Below are 26,398 nucleotides of genomic sequence, written 5' to 3'. Positions count from 1 at the left end.
GCGCAGTGCAAGCATCCGATCCCCGAAACTGGGCTGCCGGACGCGCAATGCGCCGGAACGGGCCGCGGCCTGCCCACCTCTCAATCCGCAGCCACCCGAAACCCGATATGGCTCGCTGTGCTGTCGGGCGCATTCCGCGACCTCGAATGCACGTAGTAGCGCGCGCAATAAGAGTCGTGGCACAGGAAGGACCCGCCACGCATCACCCGCTCGGTCCCGTCCGCCGGCCCCTTTGGCTTGCGCAGTGGAGGAAGCCTCGCCTCGGGCAGGGGGCCGAACCAATCCGCCACCCATTCCCACACGTTTCCCGTCATGTTGTGCAGCCCATATCCGTTGGGCGGAAAGCTCGCCGCGGGCGCGGTTCCGCGATAGCCGTCCTCTGCCGTGTTCTCCATCGGGAAATTCCCCTGCCAGACATTATGCCGATGCACCCCACCCGGCTCCGCCTCATCACCCCAGGGAAAACGGCGGTGACGCAGTCCACCCCGCGCCGCGTGCTCCCATTCCGCCTCGTGCGGCAGGCGGGTGCCCGTGAAGGCCGCGAAGGCCTGCGCATCCCACCAGGACACATGCACCGCCGGATGATCCATCCTGTCCGCGATTCCGCTCCCCGGCCCCTCCGGATGCGCCCAGTTCGCGCCCATAACCTTCCGCCACCAAGGCAAGCCGGGCGGGTGTTCTGGGTGACGCGACGCCGCAGGCAGCAGCAGGTGGAACACGAAAGACCATCCCTCTCGCTCCGCCGTGGTCACATAACCGCTCTCCGCGACGAAACGGGCGAACAGATCGTTGGTCACCACCTCGGCCCCGATGCGGAACCTGTCCAGACGCACCCTGCGTCGCGGGCTGTCCAGATCGCCGGGATAAAGCGACCGCGCAGCCCCCATTTCGCAGAACCCCGCCGGAATCGGGCGCAAACCGGCCGCGATCATCCCCCGCAGCGCAGCCGAAACATGCCCCACCGGCCCGTCGGGCAAATCCGCACCCGCCGGACGCCCCGGAGCGCAGCCACAGCCGGGGCCATTCACGCCTCCGCCCCTTCCTCATCCCAGTCCGCGGGCGTACCCGCAGACGCGCTCCACTCTCCCACGGTCTCGATCAGCGCTGCCTGCATCGATGCAAAAGCGGGATGATCACGGCCCAGATCGTGCAACTGCCAATAATCCCGCACCACGTCGAACAGTTGATAGCTGCCATCCCCGTAGCGGATCAGGCGATAGGCACCCCGGCGGATCGCCGCGCCTTCGCCATAGAACGACGGGATGATCCTGTCGGCATCCCCCTGCCCCGCCATCATCGCACGCAGCGATCGTCCCGACCACTCCGGTCGCGGAGGCAGCCCTGCGAAATCGGCGACTGTCGGGGCAATGTCGATCAATCCGACCGGATCGGTCACGACACGGGGCGTGGGATCGGTCGGATCGAACACGATCAGCGGCACATGCAGCGACTGCTCCCAAAGGGTCGTCTTGCGGAAAAGGTTGCGGTTGCCCAGATGCCAGCCATGGTCGGACAGGACGATGATCACCGTGTTCTCCGCATGCCGCGATGCAAGCAATGCCTCCAGAACCCGCCCAAGATGGTAATCTGCCTGACTGAAGGACGAAAAATAGTTCCGCACGCTCTTCTGCCAGAACTCCTCGTCGCGAAAATCCGCGTTCTCCGGGATATGTGCCTCAACGAAAGGATTGTCCGCCAGATAGCCCTGCCACTCCGAGGGGCGCCTAAACTTCGCCGGGTCGTACAGTTCGCGGAACCGCACGGGTGTCAGGAAGGGCGAATGGGGGCTGGCAAACCCTATTTCGCGGTAGAACGGGGCCTCTCCGTCATACGCCCCAAGAAACTCGATTGCCGACTCCGCCACCTGATGATCAAAGAAGAAATCCTCGGCCAGCCCATCCGGCAGGCTGCGCCCAAGCCGGAAGCCGCCATAGGAAACGCTCTTCTTGCGCAGGTCGCGCGGAAGCCTCCGGTCCGGAGTAAAGGTCTTGCGGCCATCCGAATACAATGCCGCGTGATGCGGACGACGCAGCGTCGGAAGGTGGTGGACCTTCCCGCCCGAGGAACAGAAATACCCGCTCTCCCGCAGCATATGCACGAAACAGTCTGACGGGGGCAGGACGTCGAAGACGAAACGGTCATTCCGGGTAATGCCGATCTTGTCCGGTCGCTGCCCGGTCATCATGCTGGCCCGCGAGGGGCCGCAGATCGGTGCCTGCGCATAGGCTGTCTGGAAAGTCGTCGCAACCGCACACAGTGCCTCCAGCGTCGGCAGGCGCAGCGGTTCGCCGAAGGCGGTCCGATAGGGCCAAGGCGCGCAGGCATCGTCGAAACTGACGAGAAGTATGTTCTTCCGCACGGGACCCATGGCACTTCGATATCACAGCGTTCCCGGAACAGTGAAGCACCGAACCCTCTGCGTCAACGCGGGCGAACCGGCAACGGCGCCCGCCCGGCTCACCTGTTCGCCCGCGCCAGTGCCGCCACCGCCGCAAGGCCCACGGCCATGACCACCAGCGCGGCGGGGGCGGCCTCGCCCAACCGCTCAAGGCTCGCCAGTTCGTAGACCCGCGTCGACAGCGTGTTGAAATTGAAAGGACGCAACAGCAAGGTCGCCGGCAATTCTTTCACGCAATCGACAAAGACAACCAGCAGCGCTGTCGCCACCGATCCCCGCATCAGGGGCAGATACACCGCCGACAGGGCACCGCCCGCCGTCCGACCCAGCGACCGGGCCGCCATCGGCAGGTTCGGCGAAACCCGCCCGAAGGCCGCATCCACCGCCCCCTGCGCGATCCCGAAGAATCGCACCCCATAGGCCAGAACAATCGCCCCCGCCGTCCCCGTCATGATCAATCCGGGGTCCCATCCCGTCACGGCAAGAATCGCATCCGCCACCCGGTTGTCCAGCGCCGCCAGCGGCACCAGCAGCCCAACCGCCAGCACCGCCCCCGGCGCGGCATATCCCAGCGTCGTAAGCGGCAGCACCACCCGCGCCACGCCCCGCCCCGCCATCCGCACCGCATAGACAAGGAACAGCGCCGCACCCACCGTCAGGACCGCCGCCAATCCCCCCACCATCAGCGTATTGCCCAGCGCGGCGAAAAGCCCCGGTGCAACCCAGACTTCCGGGTTCTTCAACGAATGATCCAACATTACCCCGACCGGCAGCAGGAAGCCCAGCGCAAAGGGCAGCAGGCACAGGCCGAAGGCCACCCATCCCTTGGCCCCCCGCAGCACCGCCCGATCCACCGGCCTCTGCGCGCGCCCCATCCTGTAGAAACGTGCATTCCGCCGCCCCGTCCGCTCCAGCGCGACCAGCAGCAGGATCAGCATCAGGATCACACCGGCGATCTGCGCCGCCCCGCCCGCATTGTTCCCGTTCAACCAGGTCGAGAAGACACCGGTCGTCAGTGTCTGCACGCCGAAATAGGAAACCGTCCCGAAATCCGCGACAGTCTCCATCAGGGCCAGCGCAACACCCGTGGCGATCGCGGGCCTCGCCAATGGCAGCCCCACCCGGAAGAACAGACCCCACGGCCCCGCCCCCAGAGCCCGCGCCACCTCATAGCCATTGCCCGAACATTCCCGGAAAGCGGCCCGCGCCAGAAGATAGACATAGGGATAAAGCGCAAAGGACAGCACAAGGATCGCCATCTCCTCCGAACGCACCTCGGGAAACCAGTAATCCCGCGCACTCTGCCATCCCATCGCACCGCGCAGCGCCGTCTGAACCGGCCCCGCATATTGCAGGAAATCCACCAGCGCATAGGCCCCCACATAGGCCGGGATCGCCAGCGGAAACAGCAGCGCATGGTCCAGCCAGCGCACGCCCGGAAAGCGGTACATGGTCACCAGCCACGCCGCCCCCGTCCCCACCGCTGCAGTCAGGATGCCGACCCCCAGCATGAGATACAGCGTCGTGCCGAAATAGCGTGGCAGAACCGTCGACAACAGATGCGGCCAGATGTTCTCGGTCGGGTGGAACGCGATCCACAGCACCGACAGCATCGGCGCAAGAACGATCACGGCGATAACCACGGCCCCGATGGACCATCCATCCAGCCGGAAGGACAGGCGCATCCGGCGCGGGTGTATCCGACTGTTTCGCTCGGCCATCATGCAGGCCATCTAGCCGAAACCGGTTTCCCTGTCCAGAAAACCCCGTATAGTCCGCAGGAACAGACGGCAGGAAGCAGTACAGTCGAAATGCGTATCGTTTACCACCTTGGTGCCCATTGCACGGATGACGAGAGGCTGATCCGCTGCCTCTGGAAGAACCGCGAAATCCTCGGTCCGCAGGGGATCGTCGTCCCCGCCCCCACCCGTTACCGCACCCTGCTGCGCGATACCGCCGTCACCCTCAAGGGCCGCGCCGCAAGCCGCGACACGCAGGCCCTCGTCCTTGAACAGATCATGGACGAAGAGACAGCCGATCGCCTGATCCTGTCTTGGGAGAACTTTCTCAGCTACCCGCCATGGGTCATCCGGTCAGGCCGCCTCTACCCGGCCGCCGCCGAACGCATCCGCGCCTTCACCCAGATCTTCCCCGAGATCGAGGCCGAATTCCACATGGCTATCCGAAATCCCGCTTCCTTCCTTCCCGCCCTGCATTCCCGTCTGCGCGGCAAGAGCATGGAAGAGGTTCTCGGCGGTGCCGATCCCCGCAACCTGAGCTGGTACCGCCTTGTCGAAGAGGTCCGCACCCTGAACCCCGACGCCAATCTCACCATCTGGTGCGACGAGGATACGCCCCTGATCTGGCCCGAAGTCCTCGCGGCCGTCTCGGGCCATGCCCCCGGCACCGTCCTGTCGGACACGGACGACCTTCTTGTCGAACTCATGTCCGCCGACGGGATAGAACGCATGCGCGCCTATCTGGCCGCGAACCCGCCAGCCAACGTCCTGCAACGGCGGCGCATCGTCTCGGCCTTCCTCGACAAGTTCGTCCTGTCCGACCAGATCGACATGGAATTCGATCTCCCCGACTGGGACGAGGATCTCGTCGATCTTCTTACCGAAACCTATCAGGCAGACATCGCCCGCATGCGCGGGCTGGAAGGCGTCACCTTCCTGAACCCCTGACCTTCCCGCCCGATCCGGCGGGAAGGCGGGGGCCACCGCCTCAGCTCATGCCAAGCGCGGCCTTGTACATTTCCAGCACCGCCTCTTCCTCGGCGATCTCGTCGGGCTTGCGCTTGCGCAGGGCCACCACCTTGCGGAGCACCTTGGTGTCGTAACCGCGCCCCTTCGCCTCGGCCATCAGCTCCTTCTGCTGCTCCGCCACATCCTTCTTCTCGGCCTCGAGCTGCTCATAGCGCTCGATGAACTGCCGCAGCTCGTCGGCGGTGACGTTGTAGGCGTCTGTCGGGTCGCTCATCCTGCCCTCGTGGTGTGAAAGGAAACCTGCGCCCTCCTACCCCGCCTTTGCCACGGGGTTCAAGCCGCACCCTTGCCTGCCCGCCACGGGCAGGATACCAGCGCGGCAGGTCAAGGCGGAGCATGTCGCATGGAATACCTGATCTGGGGCGGTGCAGCCCTGTCGATGCTGGGCGTCTTCGGGCTGATCTGGTGCATCGCGATCGCGCTCAAGGCCAAGAGGTCGGGTCTTCCCGACGATCAGATGAAGGCCCGCTTGCAAAAGGTCGTGGCCCTCAACCTCGCGGCCCTCGCCGTATCCGGTCTCGGCCTCATGCTTGTGGTGGTAGGCATCATCCTCGCCTAAGGCGAACAGAACCCACGCCCCTCGGAAATCAACCGGTCAAGGATCGGCGCGGGCGCGAACAGCCCCGGCGCTTCCTCCGCCCAGACCTTCAGATCCCGGCGCAGCACGATCAGCCCGCGCCGATCCGCCCAATGCATCGGCCCTCCCGTCCAGCGCGCCACGATCCCCGCGGCCACCGCCACCACGTCAACCACCGCCGCCTCGCGCACCGTCCCCCCCTCGACCATCCGCGCCCCGGCATTGGCCAGCGCCGAAAGGCAGCGGCGCGCCACCGCCTCCTCCACCGGGCCGGGCGTGCCTGCCCGCCCTTCCCCCGCGATCCCGGCCAGAGCCAGCCCCTGCGCGATCACCGCCCGTGGCACGCCCCGCGCCTCCAGATGCGCCACCGCATCCGCAAGCGCCGTGGCCAGCACCACTGCCACAGGCCCCCCCGGCCCCACCGCCACGACGTTCCACCCCAGCCTCCGGCCAAAAGCCACCGCCTGCGCAACCCGCGCCGGAGGAGTTTCCCCCGCCAACGCCAGTTCCGCCAAGACGGGCCCCTGCCCCTGCATCACCAGCGAAAGGCCCATCGCGCCCCTTGATCCCGGCACACCCATCGCCAGAACCGTGCGGGATACGGTCAGCACCAGATCGGGCCGCGTGGTCACCACCACCTCGCCCTCACCCAGCCGCGCAGGCCCCACCGCCGGCACCAGACGCGCCCAATCCGCATCCCGTGCCGCGGCGCTGATCTGTCCGGCCGCGACCGCGGCCTCCTGCGCCGCCGCGATCTCCTCCAGCGCCGCGACCAGCGCGGGCTTGACGGGATCGGCCAGAACGACCGTCATCCCCGCCTGCAGCGCCGTCCGCGCCAGCGCGACCGCACCGGCATCCGCCCCCCAGATCGCCAGACGCTGCGGCGGCCCGCCCGCCGTCGACAGTGCCGACATGACGGTCTGCGGCAGCTTGCGCGCCGCCTTCTCGGCCCGTGCCATATGGCGCAGCGCCCGCGATTCGGGCAGCGCGACCAGGTCTTCGAAGGCCGCCCCCTCGAAGGCCAGCCCCTGCTCCAAAGGCAACAGCAGGGCCGCCTCCACGCAATCCACGATCCGGTCCGCGGCCGAGGGTCGCGCCCCCCGCAGCGCCGCGCGCCGCGTCGCCACAGCCGCCCGATAGGCACCCACATCGCGGAAGCCGGTCCGATCCTCTCCCGTCCGGCGCACCGCACCCGTCGCGGCCAGCGCGCGCGCCGCCTCCAGCGCCTCCATCCGCGCCTCGCCCGTCACCACCCGGTCAATCAGGCCCATTGCCAGCGCCTCGGCCGCGCCAATGACACGCCCGCTCAGCATCAGGTCAAGCGCCGCCTCCGCGCCAACCAGCCGTGGCAGGCGCTGCGTCCCCCCCGCCGCAGGAACGAGGCCCAGCGAGACATCCGGAAACCCGATCCGCGCGCTCTCCTGCGCCAGCCGCAGATGCGCCGCCAGCGCGAGCTCCGCGCCACCGCCCGAGGCCAGCCCGTCGATCAGCACAACCACCGGGCAGCCAAGCCCCTCGATCCGCGCGCAGATATCCCCCAAGGCAGGCCCATCCGCTGCCGCGCCCCCGCGCCCCGCCGCCTCCGTCTCCGCATGATCCGCACCGACCGAAAAGACCGCGCCCTCGCCCCGGATCAGCACCGCCTTGCTCTGCGTCGCCTCGGCAAGATCCAGCGCCTCGCCAAGGGCCTTGCGCAACCGCGCATCCAGCGCATTCGCCGGGGGATGGGCCAGCACGATCTCCAGCACCGGACCAACGCGCCCGACCTGCAGCACCTGCCCCTTGACCTCAGCCATTCCGCCCTGCCCGCAAACCGCACATTTCCGAACATTAAGCGCAGGCCGCAGGGGAAGGGCAAGGGCATGCCTTCGGTAAGCGCGTCTCTGAACCGTCATGGTGTCGAAACCAGCCTCGACTACAGGAATCTCGCCCTGCCCAAAAAAAGCACCTTTGCGAAATCAAGGGCAGGCCGCCGGGCAACGGGAAGCGCGCGCCTGCGGCAAGCGCGTCGCCGGACCAGTATGGTGTCGAAACCCGCCTCGACCGCGGCCGTCCAGTCCCGCCTGCGAAATGCACCTTTGCGAAATCAAGCGCAGGCCGCAGAGGAAAGGCAAGGGCATGCCTTCGGCAAGCGCGCCACTAGACTGGCATATTGTCGAAACCCGCCTCGACCGCGGCTTCCTCTGCCGCGCGCCGCGCCTCCGCCTCGGCCTCAGTCTCGTCCGTCGCCGGAGAACCCGGCAGCACCTTCGCCAATGCCGCCATCTCGGCCTGCAGCAAGGCAAGGCCCATCGCCTGCCCGGCCGCCATCGCCTCAACCGTCTCGCCCATCAGGGCCGCAACATCCGTGATGTCCTTGACCTTCGTCATCCCCGCATCCCCCCGCCTAGACAGCACAATTCCGGCAGAACGGCGTATAGGGCAGCACATCCAGCCGCGCCTCGCCGATCTCGGCCCCGCACTTTACGCAATGGCCATACTCACCGGCCACGATCCGCTGCAGTGCCGCCTCGATCATTCGGATCTCCTGCTGCCCGCTCAGACCCATGCCTTCCAGTACCTCATCCCCTTCCCGCTCGGTCGCAAGCTCTTCCCAATCGGCGGACTGGTGCGAGTCCAACTCTGCCTCGATCCCCGCAAGCCGCCCCCGAAGATCCCGCAGCCGCGCCTCAAGCTGCGCCTTGCGTGTGCTGTACATGGCCATCGCGCCCTCCTCATCCATCCGATGGAAGAACTGTCCGACACTGCGCACCCATCCGCCTTGACCTTGATCAATCCCTTCGATGTTTTGATACATTCACGACTTGTGATACATTCTCGGCACCCTATATCGCCGGAAAGCCAGCGAAAGACCGGAGCGCGCCGATGCATCCTGCCGTCCATGCCTTCTTCGACGAAGCGACGAATACACTCACCTACCTCCTGCGCGAGCCTGAAGGGCGGGCCTGTGCCGTGATCGATTCCGTGCTGGATTTCGACTATGCCTCGGGCCGGACCGACACGCGATCGGCCGATGCGGTGATCGCCTTCATCCGCGAGCACGGGCTTGACCTGCAATGGATCCTTGAAACCCACGTCCACGCCGACCACCTCTCCGCGGCGCCTTACATCCAGGAGCGTCTGGGTGGCCGCATCGGGATCGGCGAACGCATCACCACCGTGCAGGAAACTTTCGGGAAGGTGTTCAACGAAGGCACCCGTTTCGAGCGCGACGGGTCGCAATTCGACCGGCTCTTCCGTGACGGGGACAGCCTTATGATCGGCCAGTTGCGCGGCGACGTGATGCACACGCCGGGCCACACGCCCGCTTGCCTGACCTATGTCTTCGGCGACGCTGCCTTCGTCGGCGACACGCTCTTCATGCCTGATTTCGGCACCGCGCGCTGCGACTTTCCCGGAGGCTCTGCCGAAGCGATGTTCGACAGCGTCCAGCGCATCCTCGCCCTGCCCGATGACACGCGTATCTTCGTCGGGCACGACTACAAGGCGCCCGGTCGCGACCATTACGCCTGGGAAAGCACGGTGGGCGAGCAGAAGGCCCGCAACGTCCATGTCGGGGCGGGTCGTGCGAAAGAGGACTTCGTGGCCCTGCGCACCGCCCGCGACGCCACCCTCGCCATGCCGCGCCTGATCATCCCGTCGCTGCAGGTCAACATGCGCGCAGGGCACATGCCCGAGCCCGAAGAGAATGGGATCAGCTATCTCAAGGTGCCGATCGACCGCCTCTAAGTCGCGTCCGGCACCCCTGAACGGGCTGGGCCCCGCCCCGCCCTTCCACCCCACCCGCAAGATCGATACAGGCCGCAGCCAGCGGCAGACAGGAAAAGACATATGTTCGACATCGCATGGATTTGGGGCTTCATCGGCGGTCTGATGATCGGCGGTGCAGCCGCGCTCTACCTGCTGGTCAATGGCCGCATCCTCGGCGCTTCCGGTATCCTCGGTGGTCTGGTCGACGGCAGCGACCGAGCGGCATGGGCCGAGCGTGGGGTCTTTCTCGCCGCTCTCATCCTCCTGCCCGCAGCGGTGGCCGCACTCTGGGGAGGGGTCGAGACGCATCTTTCCCAAAACTGGACGCTGATCATCCTCGGCGGCCTTCTTGTGGGCCTCGGCACGCGACTGGCCAATGGCTGCACCTCGGGCCACGGGGTCTGCGGCATCTCGCGTATGTCACTGCGCGGCATCGTCGCCACGGTCTTCTACATCCTTGCGGGCGGCATCGTGATGGTGCTGGGCCGCCATCTGCTCGGCTGGATCTGACATCATGAAACGCATCTTCTTCGCCGCGCTTTCTGGCGCGCTCTTCGGCCTCGGTCTCCTGATCTCCGGCATGACCGACACGACGAAAGTGCAGGGCTGGCTGGATGTCTTCGGCGACTGGGACCCGACGCTCGCTTTCGTCATGGGCGGCGCGATCCTGCCCATGGCAATGGCATGGCGCATCGCTGCGCGTCGTCGCGTCGCGCTCCTCGGTGATCCAATCCCCTTTGTCGTCACGTCCAACCCATCGGGCACCAAGGTGGACAGCCCCCTCGTCCTGGGCTCGGTCCTCTTCGGCGCTGGCTGGGGGCTGGCGGGGCTCTGCCCCGGCCCGGCCCTGGCCTCCCTCGGTTGGGGCGGGCCGGGCGGAGTGGTCTTCCTTCTTGCCATGGTCGCGGGTATGGTCGCTGCACCTGCCGCACGCCGGCGGCTTGACCGGATCACCGCGGCGGCCTGACCGCCGCCTTCCCGCCAGAGGAGTAGAGGATGGACATCCGCGCCCTGACCCCCACCTATGCCGTCTCGCCCCAGATCGACCCTGGCGATCTGCCCGCGATCAAGGCCGCCGGATATACCACCATCATCGACAACCGCCCCGATGGCGAAATCCCCGCCGAATTGCATACCGAAGTGATGCGCGGCGCGGCCGAGGCGCTGGGCTTGGCCTTCATCGCCAATCCGGTGATCGGCGGCGCGCTGACCATGGACAACGTCACCGCCCAGCGCGACGCAATCGAGGCCTCCACCGGTCCAGTCTTCGCCTATTGCGCCAGCGGCAACCGTTCCTCCGTCGTCTGGGCCCTTGCCCATGCCGGTACGATGCCGGTCGACGACCTGATCGGCATCCCAGCGCGCTTCGGCTATCAACTGGAGCATCTCCGCCCGACGCTGGAGAATCTCGCGCACAAGGGCTGAGCGGCACCGCCAAAAATAGGATGAACCCGGCCGCATGCAGAGACGCGTCCACCCGGACCCAAGCCCGCAGAACAAAAGGAAAATCACCAGCGCCGCCGTCATGACCGTTCCGCCCTTAGGGCGGGCAGATCCATCGCCGGCACGGGTTCCTCCGCCATGAGTCGCACCGCGCGCTGCGGCCCCTGCCGACCCAACCGCCCCGCACCCACCTTGCGCCCGTCCAGCCCCTCCAGCGAAATCTGCCCGATATCCGCACGGGGAAGCGGCAAGTCCTGCCCCGTCCGCAACCCCAATACCACACCCAGCGGCAGCGATAGCCGCAGCAGCACCGCCTCCAGCCGCGCCTCCGCCCCGCCGATCTGCACGGCAAGATCCGCCGCGAACTGCGCATTCGCCTCCAGCTCGGCGGGCAGGGCGACGGCGGCACGCCCATCCGGCACGGCCAGGATCATCCGCCCCATCCGCGCCCCCTGCCCCAGATCGACCTCCCCCATCAGCACGCGATAGAGCGTATCCTCGAGCAAGAGGGACAGGCCCCTTCCTCCATCCACTGTCGCGGCAAAGCGAAAGCCGCGCGCCCAATCCACCAGCCCCGCCTCGCCCGCCGCCGCCTCGAACCCCGCCAAAGCCCTATCCAGAACCGGTGCCAGCAGGGCCGCATCCGTCCGCGTCGGGCGCCGCGCCCCCCCCGGCGTCACCGCCCCCGTCGTCAGCGCCTCCACCATCCCGGCCATCACCGCGGCATCCAGCACCATGCAGCCCGTGGCCTCGCCCGTGCCCTCATCCAGCGCGGCGATCAGCGCCATGTCGGGCAGCATCTCCACCACCTCGGCCAAGGTTCGTCGTGCCACCTTCAGGTCGCGCAGTTGCAGGCTGGCCGCCATCTCGTCCCGCGCCGCGCGGGCAAGGGCAAGCGTCCATGCCTTTTCCACCGCCGCGACATCCGCCGCATCGGTTTCGGCCCGCACCCCTGTCATCCGCAGCAACGCCATGCACCGCCCTCGCATCCAAAGCGGGGTCATCCTGCGGCGATTCCCGCAAAGAAAAGGTTAAGCCGCCTTCCGCTCCAGCCGCAAAGGCAGGCTCACCCGGAAGGCCGCGCCCCCCTGACCGGGCAGATAGGCGATCGTCCCGCCCAGATTGGCCATCACCTCGCGGCAGATCGCCAGCCCCAGCCCGGCCCCGCCCGCCCGCGTCTGGTCGGTCAGCCTCGCGAACTTCTCGAAGATGATTGCCTGACTTTGCTTCGGTATGCCCGACCCGTTGTCGATGAAATCCACCGACACGCGCCCTGCCCGATGCCGCACCGTGATCCGCAATTCCGGCTCTGCCGCATCGCAATACTTCCGCGCGTTCGAGATCAGGTTGATGAAGACCTGCACCAGCCGATCCGCATCCGTCCGCACGAAAAGGTTCTCCGTCGGCAGGTCGCGATGGATCACGAACACCCGTTCCGGCCGCGTATGGCTGGCCGAGGCCAGCGCCCTGTCGATCAATTGCTGCAGATTGGCGAGCCCGATGTTCAACTGCACCGAGCCATTCTCCAGCACGCTCAGATCCAGCAGGTCATCCAGCAGACGGGTCAGGCGGATCGCCTCCTCATGGATGATCCGCCCGTAATTCGCCACCATCTCGGGCGGCAGGTCGCCCTCGGTCAAGATCTCGGAGAACGCCCGGATGGATGTCATGGGCGTGCGCAATTCATGGCTGATCTGGCTGAGGAAGGCATCCTTCTGCACCGAAAGCTGCGTCAGCTTCTCGTTCGCCTCGCGCAACTGCCGCGCGGTGCGGGTCAACTCCTCGCGCTGCGCCTCCAGCTTGGCGGAATATTCCATGATCTGCGCGGTTTCGTTCGCCACCGCCATCAGATCCTCGACCGAAACCGTCGCGCGCCCAACGATCTGGCTGATCATCGCATGGGCCGTCGCCGCCCCCACCGATCCGGCCAGCCGCCGCTCCAGCCCCGCCACGAAATCCGGCGTCGCATCCGGCAGGAACCCGGCCTTCCCCTGCGCCCTCGCCTCCGCCTCGAACAGGGCCAGCGCCGCCTCCTCCCCCAATATCCGCTGCGTCATCACCAGCAGCGCCTCAGGCTCCGCCCGCCCGCGCGCCCAGCCCTGCAATCCCGCCTCGGCCTCGAAGACATTGACGAAGGCCGCACCCTGCATCCGCTCCACCGGCCCCGGGAAGGTGAACAGCGACACAAGGCAGAAGGCCCCACAATTCAACACCATGGACCAGAACAGAGCATGCAGCAGAGGGTCCATCCCCTCCACCCCGAACAGGGCCTGCGGCCGCAACCACCCGATCCCCGCCAGCCCCTGCTCAAAAACAGCAACCGGAAGCGCAGCCCCCGGCCCGAAGGATGGCAGGTACAGCGTATAGGCCCAGACCGCGAATCCCGTCACCAGCCCAGCCACCGCCCCGGCCTTGGTCGCGCCGCGCCAGTACAGCCCCCCGACCAACACTGGCAGCACCTGCGCCATACCGACGAAGGCGATCAACCCGATGGCCGCCAGCGCCGCCGAACCACCCGAAAGCCGATAGTAAAGGTAACCCAGCGTCAGCACCGCGATGATGGCCAGCCGCCGCGACAGGATCACGATCCGCCGGACATCCCCCGATATCGCCGCCTTGGGCCGCAACCGCAGCCAGATGGGCATCACCACATGGTTCGAAACCATGGTGGCAAGGGCGATGCTCTCCACGATCACCATCGACGTCGCGCTGGAAAACCCGCCCAGAAAGGCCAGCATCGCCAACGTCCCCTGCCCCTCAGCCAAAGGCAGCGTCAGCATGAACATGTCCGGGTTGGCCCCCTCCGGCATCCGCTCCAGCCCGATCACCGCGATGGGGATGATGAACAGGCTCATCAGCAGCAGATAAAGCGGAAAGGCCCAGCTTGCCCGCGCCATGTGCCGCTCTTCCCCGCTCTCCACCACCATGACCTGAAACATCCGCGGCAGGCAGATCACCGCCGCCCCCGAGACGAAGATCAACCCCGCCCAGCGGCCCGGCTGCAACTCCCACGCCCCGATGGCCGAGGCCTCGATCCGCTCGAACAGGTCGGCAGGCCCCCCGGCCAGCCCCCAGACGACGAAGATGCCCACTGCCAGCAGCGCCACCAGCTTGACCACCGCCTCCACCGCAATCGCCAGCACCACGCCATGATGCTGCTCCTTCGCATCCAGATTCCGCGTCCCGAACAAGATCGTGAACAGCGCAAGCCCCCCTGCCACCCAGATCGCCGTCGCATCCCTGTCCGGCAGCGCCCAGCCCTCCGGCGTGCCGCTGGCAAAGACCCCGAAGGACAGCGTCACCGATTGCAGTTGCAGCGCGATATAGGGCGTCGCCGCCACCACGGCCAGCAAGGTCACCACCACCCCAAGCAGGTTCGACTTGCCGAACCGCGACGAGATCAGGTCCGCGATCGAGGTCACCCGATGCTTTCGCCCGATGGCCACCAGCTTGCGCAACAGCAGCCACCAGCCCACGAAAACCAGTGTCGGCCCCAGATAGATCGTGACGAATTCCAGCCCCGATCGCGCCGCATAGCCAACGGCACCGTAAAAGGTCCAGGCCGTGCAATAGATCGAAAGCGAAAGCGTATAGATCATCGGCGACCGCAGCCAGCCGATCTTGCCCATCGCCGCCCGCCTCTCGGCGATGAATGCCACGGTGAACAGCATCGCCACATAGGCCAGACAGGACAGAACAAGCACGTTGAACGGCATGGCTCAGCCCTCTCCGCCCCGGCCCTCGCGCCCCGGCTCGGGCTCCTCCGCCGCATCCTCTCCCAGCCCCGGCGCCATCACCGCCGCCACCAGCACCAGCCCCAACCACACGGCAAAGATATAGATGCCATCCGATGCCGTATCGGCCTGCGCCGTCGTCCCCGGCCCCCAGAGGATGGGCAGCATGAACAGGAACACCCCCAGCACCGGCAGCATCCGCGCCCCGTCCCGCAAGCGCCTCTTGCGATAGCTTCCCCGCTTCAGGAAGAGCGGCGCCTTGGGCCGCCTCATCGCGCCACCAATTCCCGGACCGAGGCCAGCATATCGGCATTCGAGAAGGGCTTCGTCATGAACCGGTCCACCCCGGCGCGTTCCGCAGCCTCCCGGTCGCGCCCCTGCCCCTTCGCCGTCAACATCAGAACGGGCGTCGCCCCCGTCTCCGGATCGGCCCGGATCGCTTCCACCACCTCAAGCCCCGAACAGCCCGGCAGCATCAGGTCGAGGATCACCAGATCGGGCCGTTCCGCCCGCACCCGTTCCGCCGCTCCCAGACCATCCCCCTGCGTCGACACCCGCCACCCGTCGCGGCTCAGAATGAACCGGATCGCCTCGGCGATGTTCGGTTCGTCCTCGATCAAAAGGACATGGCTTGCCATCCCAGCGTTCCTCCCACCGGAGGCGCGCGACAGCCCGCCGCGCTCTCCCCGGATTCCCTCGGGCCCGATCTTCCGTCAGGCTCCTTGCGCCACGATGCCCCGATCCGCGCCGCCTGTCAAAGTGACATGCACCCGGTGCCGCTCATGCCGCCTACCCCATGATCGAAGGCTCCCGCCGCGCCGGACAGTCCTCCCGCGCACAGACCCGGCAACTCGACCCGACCCGCACCACCTCGCCCGCGCCTGCGGCACTCCCCGGCACCGGCCAGAACAGCATCGCCGCCTCGCGCAGCTCCACCCCGCCCATCCCCTCGGGATGACGCAACTCGCACCATGCCAGCGCCCTGAACCGCCGCGCCCCGCGCCCCGCCGTCGCCATCTCCACCCGCAGCGGGCTCATCGGCCGCCCAAGCGCCGCAAAGACCGGCCACAACGGGCAGGCCGCCCCGAACCGCGGCAGCGCAAACCCCTCCGCAGGCTTCCGAAAGGTCAGCGTCCCCGAAGCATCGCAGATCACCAACCCCGCCTCCGCCCCCGGCATCATCGCCAGCCGCCGCATCACTGCCAGCACCGGCATCCCCCGCGCCGCCGCGATCCGCAGCGGGTCCGGCCCCGCCGCACCCGCCCGCGCCACCTCCTCCTCCAGCACCGCCAAGGGCAGCGCCGCCGCCTCCCGCGCCGCCCGCGTCACCCAATCCGCCGCCATCGCCCGCGCCGCGCCAGATGCCAGCATCCCCGTCTCCGCCAGCAGCGCCGCCTCCCCCGCCCCCCCCGCCTCAAGCTCCGGCAGAAGCCAGTCCCGCCCCGCCAGCCACCCCTCCAACTCTTCCTGCGGCGAGGCGATCCCCTGCACCCCCGCCTGCTCCGATCCATCCAGATAGGCCACCAGCGCCTCCGAAACCGCCGCCAACCGCTCGCTGTCGGTAAAGAGGTTGCGCAGGAACCGCGCCTGCCAGTCCGGATCGATCTCCCCAGGTTCCGTCAGGATCTCCGCCGTCGTCCGCACCGATGACACCGCCGACAGCATCTCGTGCAACGAGGCCGACAGATGCGGATCATGCGTCATCCGATCGTTCAATGCCTCCACCGCCCGCTCCAGCCCCACCGCCCGCCGCTCCAGCGCCATCAAGGCCTGCGCCCAGCCCGGAAACCGCCCCGCGAATTCCTCCACCCGGTCCAGTTCCGCCCCGGTCCCCTCGCCCGCCGCCGCCGCCGCCGCGCGCAATCCCTCCAGAACCGCCCCGCCCGCCTCCTCCCGCAACGCCTCGGGCGGCAGGTTCAAGACCCGCGCCAATGCCTCCAGAACCTCCGGCGTCACCCGCCGCCTGTTATGCTCGATCAGGTTCAGATAGGGCGCCGACAGCCCCGCCGCCTGCGCCACCTCCGCCTGTCGCAGGCCCAGAGCCAACCTTCGTTCCCGCACCCGCGTCCCCGTCAGCGCCGCCACAGCCATGCAAGACCCTCCCGACCTCACTCCAATCTTTACAGCCGCATGAAAACTTTACAAACCCCGCCCCTTCATCCGTTCCCAAATATCCACAGGGGGTGAATGGGCCGCATGGCCCAGAGGGGGCGCGTGCGCCCCCTGACCCGGAGGCGAAGCGCGGCACGCGCGCAGCCGACAGGAAAGACGTGCGGGCGGCACGCCCGCTCCACCGGATCACCGGCCAAAGGAAAAGGCGCGCCCGGTTCCCCGGACGCGCCCCCTGTCTCGCGGCCAAACCGCCTGGGCCACCGCTTACTGCAGCGCCTTGTCCGTGATCGCCGTCGTGAAGGCCCCGGCATCCGGCGCCTTGGTGATCGCCGGGTTCTCCGGGCTCACCGCCGCCAGAAGCGCCTCGACCGTGGCGTTGAAATCGGCCGGGTCAAGCGCCCCGTTCGACCCTGCGGTCAGCTTCGCCACCTCGCCCATCATATAGGTCTGGTGCTCCAGCGTCTGCAGACCGGTCTGGTCCGCATCCACCACGATCTGCGCCGCCTCGGCAGGGTTCGCCTCGGCATATTTCCAGCCCTTCATCGAGGCGCGGACGAACCGCACCATCTTGTCCTCGAAGGCCGGATCCTTCAGGCTCTCTTCCAGCACATAAAGCCCGTCCTCCATCACCTTCACCCCCTGATCACCATAGGAGAAGAAGGTCAACTGATCCGGCGTCAGCCCGGCATCCAGAACCTGACCGTATTCGTTATAGGTCATCACGCTGATACAGGCCGCCTGCCCGTTCAGCAGGGCCTCCACGTCGAAAGCCTGCTTCAGCACCGTCACGCCGCCCTCGCTGCCATCGGTGGCAAGGCCAAGCTTCGCCATCCATGCATAGAACGGATATTCATTGCCGAAGAACCACACGCCCAGCGTCTTGCCGGGGAAGTCGGCGGTCGACTCCACGCCCGCATCCTTGCGGCAGACGAAGGAGAGGCCCTGATTCTTGAACGGCTGCGCGATATTCACCAGCGGCACCCCCCGCTCCCGCGCGGCAAGTGCTGCGGGCATCCAGGTGGTGATGACATCCGCGCCACCGCCCGCGATCACCTGCTCCGGCGCGATATCCGGCCCGCCCGGCAGGATCGTGACATCAAGGTTCTCCTCGTCATAGAACCCCTTCGCCTCGGCCACGTAATAGCCGGCGAACTGCGCCTGCGTCACCCATTTCAACTGCAGCTTCACGCTGTCCTGCGCCGAAGCGGCCCCCGCCGCCATCAGCGCCATCATCGCGCCCGCCATCAAACCCTTCATCATGTGTCCGACCTCCATGTCGCCAGTTGTATGTCTTTCTTCATTATCCCCGCACTCTCTGGGAGGGGTGCCAGAACGTGACCCGTCTCTCGATCATGGCCACGAAACCGTAGAACAGCGTGCCCGCGAGGGCTGCCACGAAAATCTGCGCCCAGACCATCGGCAGCGCAAGCGATCCGACCGCGGTCGAGATGCGGAACCCCATCCCCCGGGTCGGAGAGCCGAAGAATTCCGCAACAATCGCCCCGATCACCGCCAAGGTGGTCGCAATCTTCAACCCGTTGAAGATGAAGGGCATCGCGCTCGGCAGCCGCAGCTTGAACAGCGTGGTCCAATACCCCGCCGCATAGGTCCGCATCAGGTCGCGATGCATCCGGTCGGCGGCGGTCAGCCCGGCAACGGCATTCACCAGCACGGGAAAGAAGACCATCGCGAAAACCACCGCCGCCTTCGATTGCCAGCCAAAGCCGAACCACGTCACCATGATGGGTGCCACGCCGACAATCGGCAGCGCCGCCACGAAATTCCCGACCGGCAACAGCCCCCGTGTCAGCACGGGCGAACGGTCGACCAGCACCGCCACCACCAGCGCTGCCCCGCAGCCCATCGCATAGCCCGAAAAGGCCCCCTTCACGATGGTCTGCACGAAATCACCCCAGAGCGTGCCAAGGTTCGCCCCAATCGCCGCCACCACGACGCTCGGCGCAGGCAGGATCACCTCCGGCACGGCGAATGCCCGCACCGCGCCCTCCCACAGCACCAGCACCGCCAACCCGAACAGAACCGGCGGCACCAACCCCGCCAGCCGCCCCTTCGCCCGCCGCGCGATCCAGACATTCGCAGCCCAGGCCGCGATCCAAAAGACGACGGCCAACCACAACCCCGTCATGGCCGCACCCCCATCGCACGATCCGCCGCCCGCTGGATGGCCCCAACCCCAAGGATCAGCATCCCCGCCACCAACGCGGCGGCGAACAGCGACGCCCACATCAGCAAAGGCTGCCCGAACTGGCTCGCCACCAGCATCCGCGCGCCCAAGCCTTCAACCGCCCCCGTCGGCAACTCACCGACGATGGCCCCGACCAAGGCCGCAGCGATAGCGACCTTCAGCGAAGCAAAGAAGTAAGGCATCGACGACGGCAGCCGCAGGTATTTGAAACTCTGCCACCCGCTCGCATTCCACGTCGCCAACTGGTCCACCTGCATCGCATCCGGGGACCGCAGCCCCTTCACCATGCCCACCAGCACCGGGAAAAAGCTCAGGTAAGCCGAAATGATCGTCTTCGACACCAGCCGGTTCTCCACCCCCAGCGCTTCTCCCAGCGACAGGGTGTTGGACAAGACCACGATCATCGGCGCCAGCGCCACGATGGGAATGGTCTGGCTGATCACCGCCCAAGGCATGACCGTCGCCTCCATCACCCGGAAATAGACGATCCCCACGGCAAGCGAGACACCAAGCACGATCCCCAGCGCGAACCCCGCCAGCGTCGCCTCCATCGTCACCCAGCCATGATAGACCAGCGACCGTTTCGACGTCACCGCCTGCCCCGCGATCCCGTCCCACAGCGCCGCCGCCACCTGATGCGGCGCGGGCAGCATCGGCCGCTCCAGCGCCATGGTCGCCGTCACCAACTCGCCAAACCCGACCGTCCGCCCGTCGCGCCCGGCCTGATCGTAGACCCATGCAGAATTCATCCACACCGTACAGACATACCAGATCACAAGGATGATCCCCAGCACGACCAGAACGGGTATCGTCTTCCCCTTCATCCCCGCGCCCTCACCCTCGCGCGCCCGACGGCCAGGCGATCAGGGCCACCGCCACGATCCCCAGAACCACGCCCGCCATCTGCATCCCCGTCAGCCGCTCGCCGAACCACAGCACGCCGATCAGCGCCAGCGCCACCAACTGCACCACCGAGGATATCGAAACCGCCAGCGCCAGCCCGCTCTCCCGCATCAGCCGCACCATCATCAGGTTGCCCACCAGAAAACACCCCAATGCCAGCGCCAAGGTCGGCCATGCCCCAGACCCCGCATAGGCCCGCAGCACGGAATTCGCCGCGATAAAGGCCGCCATCGCGCCCCCCAGCCACAGCATCAGCCCCGCGCTCATGCCCCACCCCCTGCTTCGTCTCGGCCCAAATACCCAATTGCACCGCCGCCCATCCGCGCACCGCCCGCGCAGCGCACACTCCCTCCCCCGTCTCGGGGGAGGGTTGGGGAGGGGGTCCTGCGCGACGCCTCACACCTCATCGCCATGCCCCGCGCGCAACCCGTCCCGCACCCGATGCGCGATCTCGATGAACTCACGTGAATCGCGGATGTCCAGCGGCCGCTCCTTCGGCAAAGGCGAGTCGATGACATCCGTGATCCGCCCCGGCCGCGGGCTCATCACCACGATCTTGGTGGACAGATAGACCGCCTCCGGGATCGAATGGGTCACGAATCCGATGGTCTTCCCCGTCGCGGCCCACAGCTTCAGCAATTCCTCGTTCAACCGATCCCGCACGATCTCGTCCAGCGCGCCAAAGGGCTCGTCCATCAGAAGGATATCCGCATCAAAGGCCAGCGCCCGCGCGATGCTCGCCCGCTGCTGCATCCCCCCCGACAACTGCCACGGGAACTTCTTCCCGAACCCCTTCAACTCCACCAGATCCAGCACCCGCTCGACGCGGCGTTCCTGCTCGGCCTTGTCGAACCCCATGATCTCCAAAGGCAGCTTGATGTTCCCCGCAATCGTCCGCCAGGGATAAAGCCCCGCCGCCTGAAAGACATAGCCATAGGCCCGCTTGCGACGCGCCTCGTCCGGGCTCATCCCGTTCACCGTCAGGCTTCCCCCGGTCGGATGCTCCAAAGCCGCAACACAGCGCAGGAAGGTCGTCTTCCCGCAGCCCGACGGCCCGATGAAGGACACGAAATCCCCCCGGTTCACAGTCAGGTTCACATCCTTCAGCGCATGAACAGGCCCGTCCCCCGTCTGGAAGGTTAGGTTCAAACCCTTCGCCTCGATCACCGGCGCGCCCGCGTTCAACGTATCCTTCATTCCCATCCGTTCCCGGCACGTCCCCGCGCACCGTCATCAAACCGTCGCAGCCCGCGGGCATCCTGTCCGCATCCCCGCATGAAAGGCCCAATCCCCATGCCCGGCACACTCGCCTTCGCACCCACACCCGAGGATCTGGAAGAAGACCTCTTCTCCATCCCCGTCCTCACCTTCGCCCTGCCACCGGACCCCGCCCCCACCGAAGAAGACGGCTGACGCAGGCCCTCCCGCCGTGGCATGCTCCACCCAGACCCTGAACGGAGCGTCCCGCCATGACCAGTGCCCCGCGTCCCGCCTGTCGCAAACTCCGCCCCTCCGCCGACCATGTCTATGACGGCAAGCAGGGCTTCAGCTACTTCGAAGGCATCGCCCAAGAAACCACGGGGGCACAGGCCATCTGCATGCACCTCCTGACGATCCCGCCGGGGGGCCGCGCCAAGGCGCACAAGCATGCCACCCACGAAACCGCCATCTTCATGCTCGACGGCGTCACCACCATGTACTGGGGCGACGCGCTCGAACACCGGATGGAGGTCGAAGCGGGGGACCTCCTCTACATCCCCGCCGACATGCCGCATCTGCCCTTCAACCCCGGCAGCACCCCCGCACGCGCCGTCATCGCACGGACCGACCCGCACGAACAGGAAAGCGTGGTTCTGCTGCCGGAACTGGAGCATCTGGTCCCCTAGACCCCCATACCTCACACCCCCGTGGCCGGAATCCCCGTCCGCACCACCGGGCGCGGCGCGGTCAGGTCCTTCCACTGGCTCAGCGCCCGGTTCACCGCAGGCCGCGCCTCGCGCCCCACGAATTTCCCATGCCCCTCCTGCGTCTTCACCGCCCCATCATCCACGGCCACCTGTCCCCGTGTCAGCACGAAGCGCGGCAGGCCCTTCACCTTGTGCCCCTCGAAGACGTTGTAATCGATGGCCGACTGCTGGGTCTTGGCCGAAATCACCTTCTCCTTCTCCGGATCCAGCACCACCAGATCCGCATCCGCCCCCACCAGAACCGCGCCCTTCTTCGGATAAAGGTTCAGGATCTTCGCGATATTCGTCGAGGTGACCGCCACGAACTCGTTCGGCGTCAACCGCCCCGTCCCGACCCCATGCGTCCAGAGCATTGGCAGACGGTCCTCCAGCCCCCCCGTCCCGTTCGGGATCTTGGCGAAGTTGCCCGCCCCGAACCGCTTCTGCTCGGTGGTAAAGGCGCAATGGTCCGTCGCCACGCAGGACAGCGACCCCGACATCAGCCCCGCCCAAAGGCTCGCCTGATGCTCCTTGTTCCGGAAGGGCGGGCTCATCACCCGCCGCGCGGCATGGTCCCAATCGGGATGGAAATACTCGCTCTCGTCCAGCGTCAGGTGCTGGATCAAGGGCTCGCCCCAGACCCGCTTGCCCGCCTGCCGCGCCCGCCGGATCGCCTCATGGGCATCCTCGCAGGACACATGGACGACATAGAGCGGAACCCCAGCCATATCCGCGATCATGATGGCACGGTTCGTCGCCTCCCCCTCCACCTGCGGGGGCCGCGAATAGGCATGCCCCTCGGGGCCGGTATTCCCCTCGGCCAGCAGCTTCGCCGTCAGCTCCGCCACCACATCGCCATTCTCAGCATGGACCATGGCGAGGCCCCCAAGGTCACCCACCCGACGGAAGGACGAGAACAGCTCGTCATCATTTACCATCAAGGCGCCCTTGTAGGCCATGAAGTGCTTGAAGGAGGTGATCCCCGCCTTCACGCTGTCGGCCATGCCCTCCCAGACCTTCTCGCCCCACCATGTCACGGCCATGTGGTAGGAATAGTCGCAATTCGCGCGGCCCGACTTGTTGTGCCACATCTGGGCCGCATCCATCAGCCCCTGCCCCTGCCCCGGCAGCACGAAATCCACCACCATCGTGGTGCCACCCGACAGCGCCGCCCGCGTCCCGCTCTCGAAATCATCGGCGCTGTAAGTGCCCATGAACGGCATCTCCAGATGCGTATGCGGGTCGATGCCCCCCGGCATCACATAGCACCCCGTCGCATCCAGTTCCGTCCCGCCCGTCAGCCCCTGCCCGATCTCGGTGATCTTCCCCCCCTCGATCCGCACATCCGCCTTGTAGGACAGGTCCGCCGTGACGACGGTGCCGTTCTTGATGATGGTCGCGCTCATCGGCTCATCTCCCTCTCGAAACCTGCTGGCTTCATCCGTTCTCAAATATCCTGCGGGGGTCCGGGGGTGCAAAACCCCCGGGGGTGCCATCAGGAAACCACCTCCGCCACCTCAAGCGCCGCATGCAGCAGCACATCCGTCCCCGCCGCCGCCCATTCCGGGCTGATCGCCTCCGCCTCATTATGCGAAAGACCGTCCACGCAGGGGCACATCACCATCACCGTCGGCGCCACGCGGTTGATCCAGCAGGCGTCATGCCCCGCGCCACTGACGATATCCATATGCGAATAGCCCAGCCGCTCCGCCGCCCCCCGCACCACTTCCACCAGACCCGGATCGAAGGTCACGGGATCGAAATGCCCCACATCCTCGATCTCGCAGCCCAGACCTAGCTCCTTCGCCACCGCATGCGCCGCGCGGATCACCTCGGCCTTCATCGCGTCCAGCTTCGCCTGCTCGGGCGAGCGGATATCCACCGTGAACACGACGCGTCCCGGAATCACGTTGCGCGAATTCGGGAAAACCTTCACCTGCCCCACCGCGCCCACCGCATTCGGCTGATGGCTCATCGCGATCTGATGCACCCGCTCCGTGATCCGCGCCATGCCCAGCCCCGCATTGACCCGCATATGCATGGGCGTCGATCCGGTATGCGCATCCTTCCCGGTCAGCGTGATCTCCAGCCACCACAGGCCCTGACCATGGGTCACCACGCCAATCGTCTTCCCCTCGGCCTCCAGAATGGGCCCCTGCTCGATATGCAACTCCAGCATCGCATGCATCTTCCGAGCGCCGACCTTCTCGTCGCCCACCCAGCCGATGCGCGCCAGTTCCTCGCCAAAGACCTTGCCGTCGAGATCCCGCCGCCCCTTGGCATATTCCTCCGTATGGATCCCCGCGAACACGCCCGACGCCAGCATGGCAGGCGCGAACCGCGCCCCCTCCTCGTTCGTCCAGTTGGTCACCACGATGGGACGCCGGGTCTTCACCCCCAGATCGTTCATCGTCCGCACCACCTCCAGCGCGCCCAGAACCCCCAGCACGCCGTCATACTTCCCGCCCGTCGGCTGCGTATCCAGATGCGACCCCATGTAAACCGGCAAAGCCTCCGGGTCCGTCCCCGCCCGCGTGGCAAACATGTTGCCCATGGTATCAACCCCCATGGTCATCCCCGCCGCCTCGCACCAGCGCTTGAACAGATGCCGCCCGTCGCTGTCGGCATCGGTCAGCGTCTGGCGGTTGCACCCGCCCGCAACCCCCGGCCCGATCAGGGCCATCTCCTCAAGGCTGTCCCAAAGCCGCGCGGAATTGATCCGCAGGTTTTCCCCGGGTGCTGGCATTCGCTTGCTCTCCCTGTGCGCTGCAGGCTCTCCGGCCCGCTCACCCACGTCGTTGATCGACTCGCTTCCTGACCGTATGGTCAATACGAAGGCGACCACAACCTGACCATACGGTCAACGAAAATCACGGGGACGAATGCCTGACACTGCCCGCATTTCACGCATCCGCTCCGGCCGCCGCACGGATATCAGGCAGCAGAACGAACGCCTCATCCTCGACGCCGCCGAAAAGGTCTTTGCCGAGGCCGGATTCGGCGGCGCGACCATGCAACTGATCGCCGACATGGCGGGACTGCCCAAGGCCAACCTGCATTACTACTTCCCCACCAAGGAAGACCTCTACCGCCGCGTCGTGCAGAACATCTTCGAGATCTGGCTCGACGCCGCCTCCTCCTTCGACGATGCGGCAGGCCCGGTGGAAGGCATCGGTGCCTATGTCGAGGCGAAGATGGACATCTCCCGCCGCCACCCCCACGGTTCAAAGGTCTGGGCAGCCGAGGTGATGCACGGCGCGCCCGTCATCCAGGATTACCTCGAAACCACCCTGCGCGACTGGACCGAAGGCCGCATGGCCGTCATCCAGCGCTGGATAGACGAAGGCAAGATGGCGCCCATCGACCCGCGCCACCTCCTCTACATGCTCTGGGCCACGACCCAGCACTATGCCGATTTCGGCCACCAGATCGAAACCCTGAACGCCGGCCACCCCCTGAGCGACCGGCAATGGCGCGAGGCCACCGAAAGCGTGAAACAGATCATCCTGCGCGGCATCGGCGCGATCTAAGCCCCCAGAAAGGCACCCCCTTGGACATCACCGACCTCGAATCCGAAGCCGCCCGCCTCATCCTGTCCGAGTTCACCGAGGAAACCGCCCTCCGCCTTGGCCTCACCCTGATGAACATGGCCAAACTGGACCGTCTTCCCATCGTGATCGACATCCGCACCCCGGACCGCACACTCTTCCACCTCGCCATGCCCGGCGCTGCCCCGATCAATGACCGCTGGGCGCGGCGCAAGTCGAACACCGCGCTGCATTTCCACCTCGCCTCCCTCCATGTCGGGCGCAACATGGCGGCCAAGGGCGAAAGCCTCGCCATGCATGGCCTGTCGGAAGAAGACTACGCCATCCATGGCGGCGCGGTGCCGATCTGCGTGGCAGGCAGCGGCATCCTCGCCTGCGCCACCGTCTCGGGCCTGCCGCAACTTGAAGATCACCGCCTTGTCGTCCGGGCGCTCGAAACGCTCCTGCCCGGAGCCTGAGGCGCGGCCCGCTCACGAATCCGTGATCGCCCGCTTCCCTCGCGCCTTCCGCTTCCTACATGCGACGGGTGGACAAACAACGATACGAGGGAAGGATGAACTTCAAGGGATTGACCCGCTCGCTCGCCATCATCACCGGAATGCTGGTGGCCGTGCCCTATCTGATGATCCTCGCCGTCGAATGACGCGCGAACCCGGGGCGGGGCGCGCGCCCCGCCCCGGAGACCGCCCGCTCACAGCAACTCCACTTCGATGAACCGCATCTCCGCCGTCCCGGCATTTATGACGTTATGCTCCACTCCGGCCTCGCGCCGATAGGCCGTGCCCGCGGGAACCGTAACCCGCCGCAGCCCGCCTCCCGGCTCCTCCAACTCCATCTCGCAATCCGTGATCGCGGTGATCACGTAATCATGCCCGTGCCGATGCCATCCCGTCTCGGCCCCGGGCGCGAAATCGAAGCGCGTCACCCGCACCCGCCCATCCTCCACCAGCACCACCGCCCTGCAGGCCTCCCGCATCGCTGCCGCCTCCTTACCGCTTTGCATCCGCTCCGGA

General features: G+C 66.7%; 30 protein-coding genes. 10 read left to right on the top strand and 20 right to left on the bottom strand.

Going from position 1 to position 26,398, the window contains the following annotated elements; all coding sequences use genetic code 11:
• Positions 1–80: 80 nt before the first annotated feature.
• The 3 genes from TabM4_RS08260 to TabM4_RS08250 form a co-directional block, all read right to left on the bottom strand.
• Entirely contained in the window at positions 81–1,028 is a 948-nt protein-coding gene (locus TabM4_RS08260) for a formylglycine-generating enzyme family protein (protein ID WP_434621033.1), read from the bottom strand.
• Positions 1,025–2,368: a sulfatase-like hydrolase/transferase gene (locus tag TabM4_RS08255; protein ID WP_434621030.1), complete on the bottom strand. Its 1,344-nt coding sequence runs from the start codon at positions 2,366–2,368 to the stop codon at positions 1,025–1,027. The genes TabM4_RS08260 and TabM4_RS08255 overlap by 4 nt, the downstream gene beginning before the upstream one ends.
• A gap of 89 nt (positions 2,369–2,457) precedes the next feature.
• The gene (locus tag TabM4_RS08250) at positions 2,458–4,083 is read right to left on the bottom strand and encodes an ABC transporter permease (RefSeq protein ID WP_434621027.1); all 1,626 of its coding nucleotides are present in this window, start codon (positions 4,081–4,083) and stop codon (positions 2,458–2,460) included.
• A gap of 126 nt (positions 4,084–4,209) precedes the next feature.
• On the opposite strand from TabM4_RS08250, the gene TabM4_RS08245 reads away from it, so the two are divergent.
• Complete coding sequence (locus TabM4_RS08245; RefSeq protein WP_434621025.1) at positions 4,210–5,085, top strand: hypothetical protein; 876 nt, start codon at positions 4,210–4,212, stop codon at positions 5,083–5,085.
• Positions 5,086–5,125: 40 nt separating this feature from the next.
• Here TabM4_RS08245 and TabM4_RS08240 read toward each other — a convergent pair whose 3' ends face one another.
• Positions 5,126–5,380: a DUF2312 domain-containing protein gene (locus tag TabM4_RS08240; RefSeq protein WP_434621023.1), complete on the bottom strand. Its 255-nt coding sequence runs from the start codon at positions 5,378–5,380 to the stop codon at positions 5,126–5,128.
• 129 nt (positions 5,381–5,509) lie between these two features.
• Here TabM4_RS08240 and TabM4_RS08235 point away from each other — a divergent pair, with 129 nt between their 5' ends.
• Complete coding sequence (locus TabM4_RS08235) at positions 5,510–5,725, top strand: hypothetical protein (protein WP_434621020.1); 216 nt, start codon at positions 5,510–5,512, stop codon at positions 5,723–5,725.
• Here the strand turns inward: TabM4_RS08235 and TabM4_RS08230 are convergent.
• The 3 genes from TabM4_RS08230 to TabM4_RS08220 all read right to left on the bottom strand — a co-directional run bounded on the left by TabM4_RS08230 (position 5,722) and on the right by TabM4_RS08220 (position 8,447).
• On the bottom strand, positions 5,722–7,539 hold the full coding sequence (locus TabM4_RS08230) for an enoyl-CoA hydratase-related protein (protein WP_434621017.1): 1,818 nt from the start codon (positions 7,537–7,539) through the stop codon (positions 5,722–5,724). The two genes, TabM4_RS08235 and TabM4_RS08230, sit on opposite strands and share 4 nt — an antisense overlap.
• 343 nt (positions 7,540–7,882) lie before the next feature.
• On the bottom strand, positions 7,883–8,113 hold the full coding sequence (locus tag TabM4_RS08225) for a hypothetical protein (RefSeq protein WP_434621014.1): 231 nt from the start codon (positions 8,111–8,113) through the stop codon (positions 7,883–7,885).
• A gap of 16 nt (positions 8,114–8,129) precedes the next feature.
• Positions 8,130–8,447, bottom strand: a complete 318-nt coding sequence (locus tag TabM4_RS08220; protein ID WP_434621972.1) for a TraR/DksA family transcriptional regulator — start codon at positions 8,445–8,447, stop codon at positions 8,130–8,132.
• 161 nt (positions 8,448–8,608) lie between these two features.
• On the opposite strand from TabM4_RS08220, the gene TabM4_RS08215 reads away from it, so the two are divergent.
• The 4 genes from TabM4_RS08215 to TabM4_RS08200 all read left to right on the top strand — a co-directional run bounded on the left by TabM4_RS08215 (position 8,609) and on the right by TabM4_RS08200 (position 10,918).
• Entirely contained in the window at positions 8,609–9,472 is an 864-nt protein-coding gene (locus TabM4_RS08215) for an MBL fold metallo-hydrolase (protein ID WP_434621012.1), read from the top strand.
• Positions 9,473–9,574: 102 nt separating this feature from the next.
• Complete coding sequence (locus TabM4_RS08210) at positions 9,575–10,003, top strand: YeeE/YedE family protein (RefSeq protein WP_434621009.1); 429 nt, start codon at positions 9,575–9,577, stop codon at positions 10,001–10,003.
• 4 nt (positions 10,004–10,007) lie between these two features.
• A complete protein-coding gene (locus tag TabM4_RS08205; RefSeq protein WP_434621006.1) occupies positions 10,008–10,460 on the top strand; it encodes a DUF6691 family protein in 453 nt (150 codons plus the stop codon).
• A 29-nt stretch (positions 10,461–10,489) separates the two neighbouring features.
• A complete protein-coding gene (locus TabM4_RS08200; RefSeq protein WP_434621003.1) occupies positions 10,490–10,918 on the top strand; it encodes a TIGR01244 family sulfur transferase in 429 nt (142 codons plus the stop codon).
• A 98-nt stretch (positions 10,919–11,016) separates the two neighbouring features.
• Here the strand turns inward: TabM4_RS08200 and TabM4_RS08195 are convergent, their stop codons facing one another.
• The 10 genes from TabM4_RS08195 to TabM4_RS08150 all read right to left on the bottom strand — a co-directional run bounded on the left by TabM4_RS08195 (position 11,017) and on the right by TabM4_RS08150 (position 21,088).
• Entirely contained in the window at positions 11,017–11,940 is a 924-nt protein-coding gene (locus TabM4_RS08195; protein WP_434621000.1) for a FliM/FliN family flagellar motor switch protein, read from the bottom strand.
• 27 nt (positions 11,941–11,967) lie between these two features.
• Positions 11,968–14,652 (bottom strand): ATP-binding protein, encoded by a 2,685-nt coding sequence (locus TabM4_RS08190; RefSeq protein ID WP_434620997.1) that lies wholly within the window; start codon positions 14,650–14,652, stop codon positions 11,968–11,970.
• 3 nt (positions 14,653–14,655) lie between these two features.
• Positions 14,656–14,943 (bottom strand): hypothetical protein, encoded by a 288-nt coding sequence (locus TabM4_RS08185; protein ID WP_434620994.1) that lies wholly within the window; start codon positions 14,941–14,943, stop codon positions 14,656–14,658.
• Positions 14,940–15,308 carry a response regulator transcription factor gene (locus tag TabM4_RS08180; RefSeq protein ID WP_434620992.1) on the bottom strand — a complete coding sequence of 123 codons (369 nt, stop codon included), beginning with the start codon at positions 15,306–15,308 and terminating at the stop codon, positions 14,940–14,942. Before TabM4_RS08180 ends, TabM4_RS08185 begins: the two co-directional genes overlap by 4 nt.
• A 151-nt stretch (positions 15,309–15,459) precedes the next feature.
• Positions 15,460–16,761 carry a helix-turn-helix domain-containing protein gene (locus TabM4_RS08175; protein ID WP_434620989.1) on the bottom strand — a complete coding sequence of 434 codons (1,302 nt, stop codon included), beginning with the start codon at positions 16,759–16,761 and terminating at the stop codon, positions 15,460–15,462.
• Between the two features lie 285 nt (positions 16,762–17,046).
• Positions 17,047–18,039: an ABC transporter substrate-binding protein gene (locus TabM4_RS08170; protein WP_434621970.1), complete on the bottom strand. Its 993-nt coding sequence runs from the start codon at positions 18,037–18,039 to the stop codon at positions 17,047–17,049.
• 43 nt (positions 18,040–18,082) lie between these two features.
• Positions 18,083–18,928: an ABC transporter permease gene (locus tag TabM4_RS08165; RefSeq protein WP_434620986.1), complete on the bottom strand. Its 846-nt coding sequence runs from the start codon at positions 18,926–18,928 to the stop codon at positions 18,083–18,085.
• Positions 18,925–19,812 (bottom strand): ABC transporter permease, encoded by an 888-nt coding sequence (locus TabM4_RS08160; RefSeq protein WP_434620984.1) that lies wholly within the window; start codon positions 19,810–19,812, stop codon positions 18,925–18,927. The genes TabM4_RS08165 and TabM4_RS08160 overlap by 4 nt, the downstream gene beginning before the upstream one ends.
• A gap of 10 nt (positions 19,813–19,822) precedes the next feature.
• The gene (locus TabM4_RS08155; RefSeq protein ID WP_434620981.1) at positions 19,823–20,158 is read right to left on the bottom strand and encodes an EamA family transporter; all 336 of its coding nucleotides are present in this window, start codon (positions 20,156–20,158) and stop codon (positions 19,823–19,825) included.
• Between the two features lie 129 nt (positions 20,159–20,287).
• Positions 20,288–21,088, bottom strand: a complete 801-nt coding sequence (locus TabM4_RS08150; protein ID WP_434620978.1) for an ABC transporter ATP-binding protein — start codon at positions 21,086–21,088, stop codon at positions 20,288–20,290.
• 78 nt (positions 21,089–21,166) lie between these two features.
• On the opposite strand from TabM4_RS08150, the gene TabM4_RS08145 reads away from it, so the two are divergent.
• Together TabM4_RS08145 and TabM4_RS08140 are read left to right on the top strand one after the other, a co-directional pair.
• A complete protein-coding gene (locus tag TabM4_RS08145) occupies positions 21,167–21,304 on the top strand; it encodes a hypothetical protein (RefSeq protein ID WP_434620975.1) in 138 nt (45 codons plus the stop codon).
• A gap of 56 nt (positions 21,305–21,360) precedes the next feature.
• Positions 21,361–21,777 carry a cupin domain-containing protein gene (locus tag TabM4_RS08140; protein WP_434620972.1) on the top strand — a complete coding sequence of 139 codons (417 nt, stop codon included), beginning with the start codon at positions 21,361–21,363 and terminating at the stop codon, positions 21,775–21,777.
• Between the two features lie 11 nt (positions 21,778–21,788).
• Here the strand turns inward: TabM4_RS08140 and hydA are convergent, their stop codons facing one another.
• Together hydA and TabM4_RS08130 are read right to left on the bottom strand one after the other, a co-directional pair.
• A complete protein-coding gene (gene hydA, locus TabM4_RS08135; RefSeq protein ID WP_434620969.1) occupies positions 21,789–23,243 on the bottom strand; it encodes a dihydropyrimidinase in 1,455 nt (484 codons plus the stop codon).
• An 89-nt stretch (positions 23,244–23,332) separates the two neighbouring features.
• Positions 23,333–24,583, bottom strand: a complete 1,251-nt coding sequence (locus tag TabM4_RS08130; RefSeq protein ID WP_434620966.1) for a Zn-dependent hydrolase — start codon at positions 24,581–24,583, stop codon at positions 23,333–23,335.
• Positions 24,584–24,719: 136 nt separating this feature from the next.
• Between TabM4_RS08130 and TabM4_RS08125 the strand changes: the two genes are divergently transcribed.
• Together TabM4_RS08125 and TabM4_RS08120 are read left to right on the top strand one after the other, a co-directional pair.
• Complete coding sequence (locus TabM4_RS08125; RefSeq protein ID WP_434620963.1) at positions 24,720–25,367, top strand: TetR/AcrR family transcriptional regulator; 648 nt, start codon at positions 24,720–24,722, stop codon at positions 25,365–25,367.
• Between the two features lie 20 nt (positions 25,368–25,387).
• Positions 25,388–25,843: a heme-degrading domain-containing protein gene (locus TabM4_RS08120; RefSeq protein WP_434620960.1), complete on the top strand. Its 456-nt coding sequence runs from the start codon at positions 25,388–25,390 to the stop codon at positions 25,841–25,843.
• A 233-nt stretch (positions 25,844–26,076) separates the two neighbouring features.
• Here TabM4_RS08120 and TabM4_RS08115 read toward each other — a convergent pair whose 3' ends face one another.
• Positions 26,077–26,361 carry a cupin domain-containing protein gene (locus tag TabM4_RS08115; protein WP_434620957.1) on the bottom strand — a complete coding sequence of 95 codons (285 nt, stop codon included), beginning with the start codon at positions 26,359–26,361 and terminating at the stop codon, positions 26,077–26,079.
• Positions 26,362–26,398: the final 37 nt, after the last annotated feature.

This window comes from Tabrizicola sp. M-4 (genome assembly GCF_051132405.1).
Lineage (GTDB): Bacteria > Pseudomonadota > Alphaproteobacteria > Rhodobacterales > Rhodobacteraceae > Paragemmobacter.
Note: the sequence above shows the minus strand (reverse complement) of the source record. Positions and strands in the feature narration are given on the sequence as shown.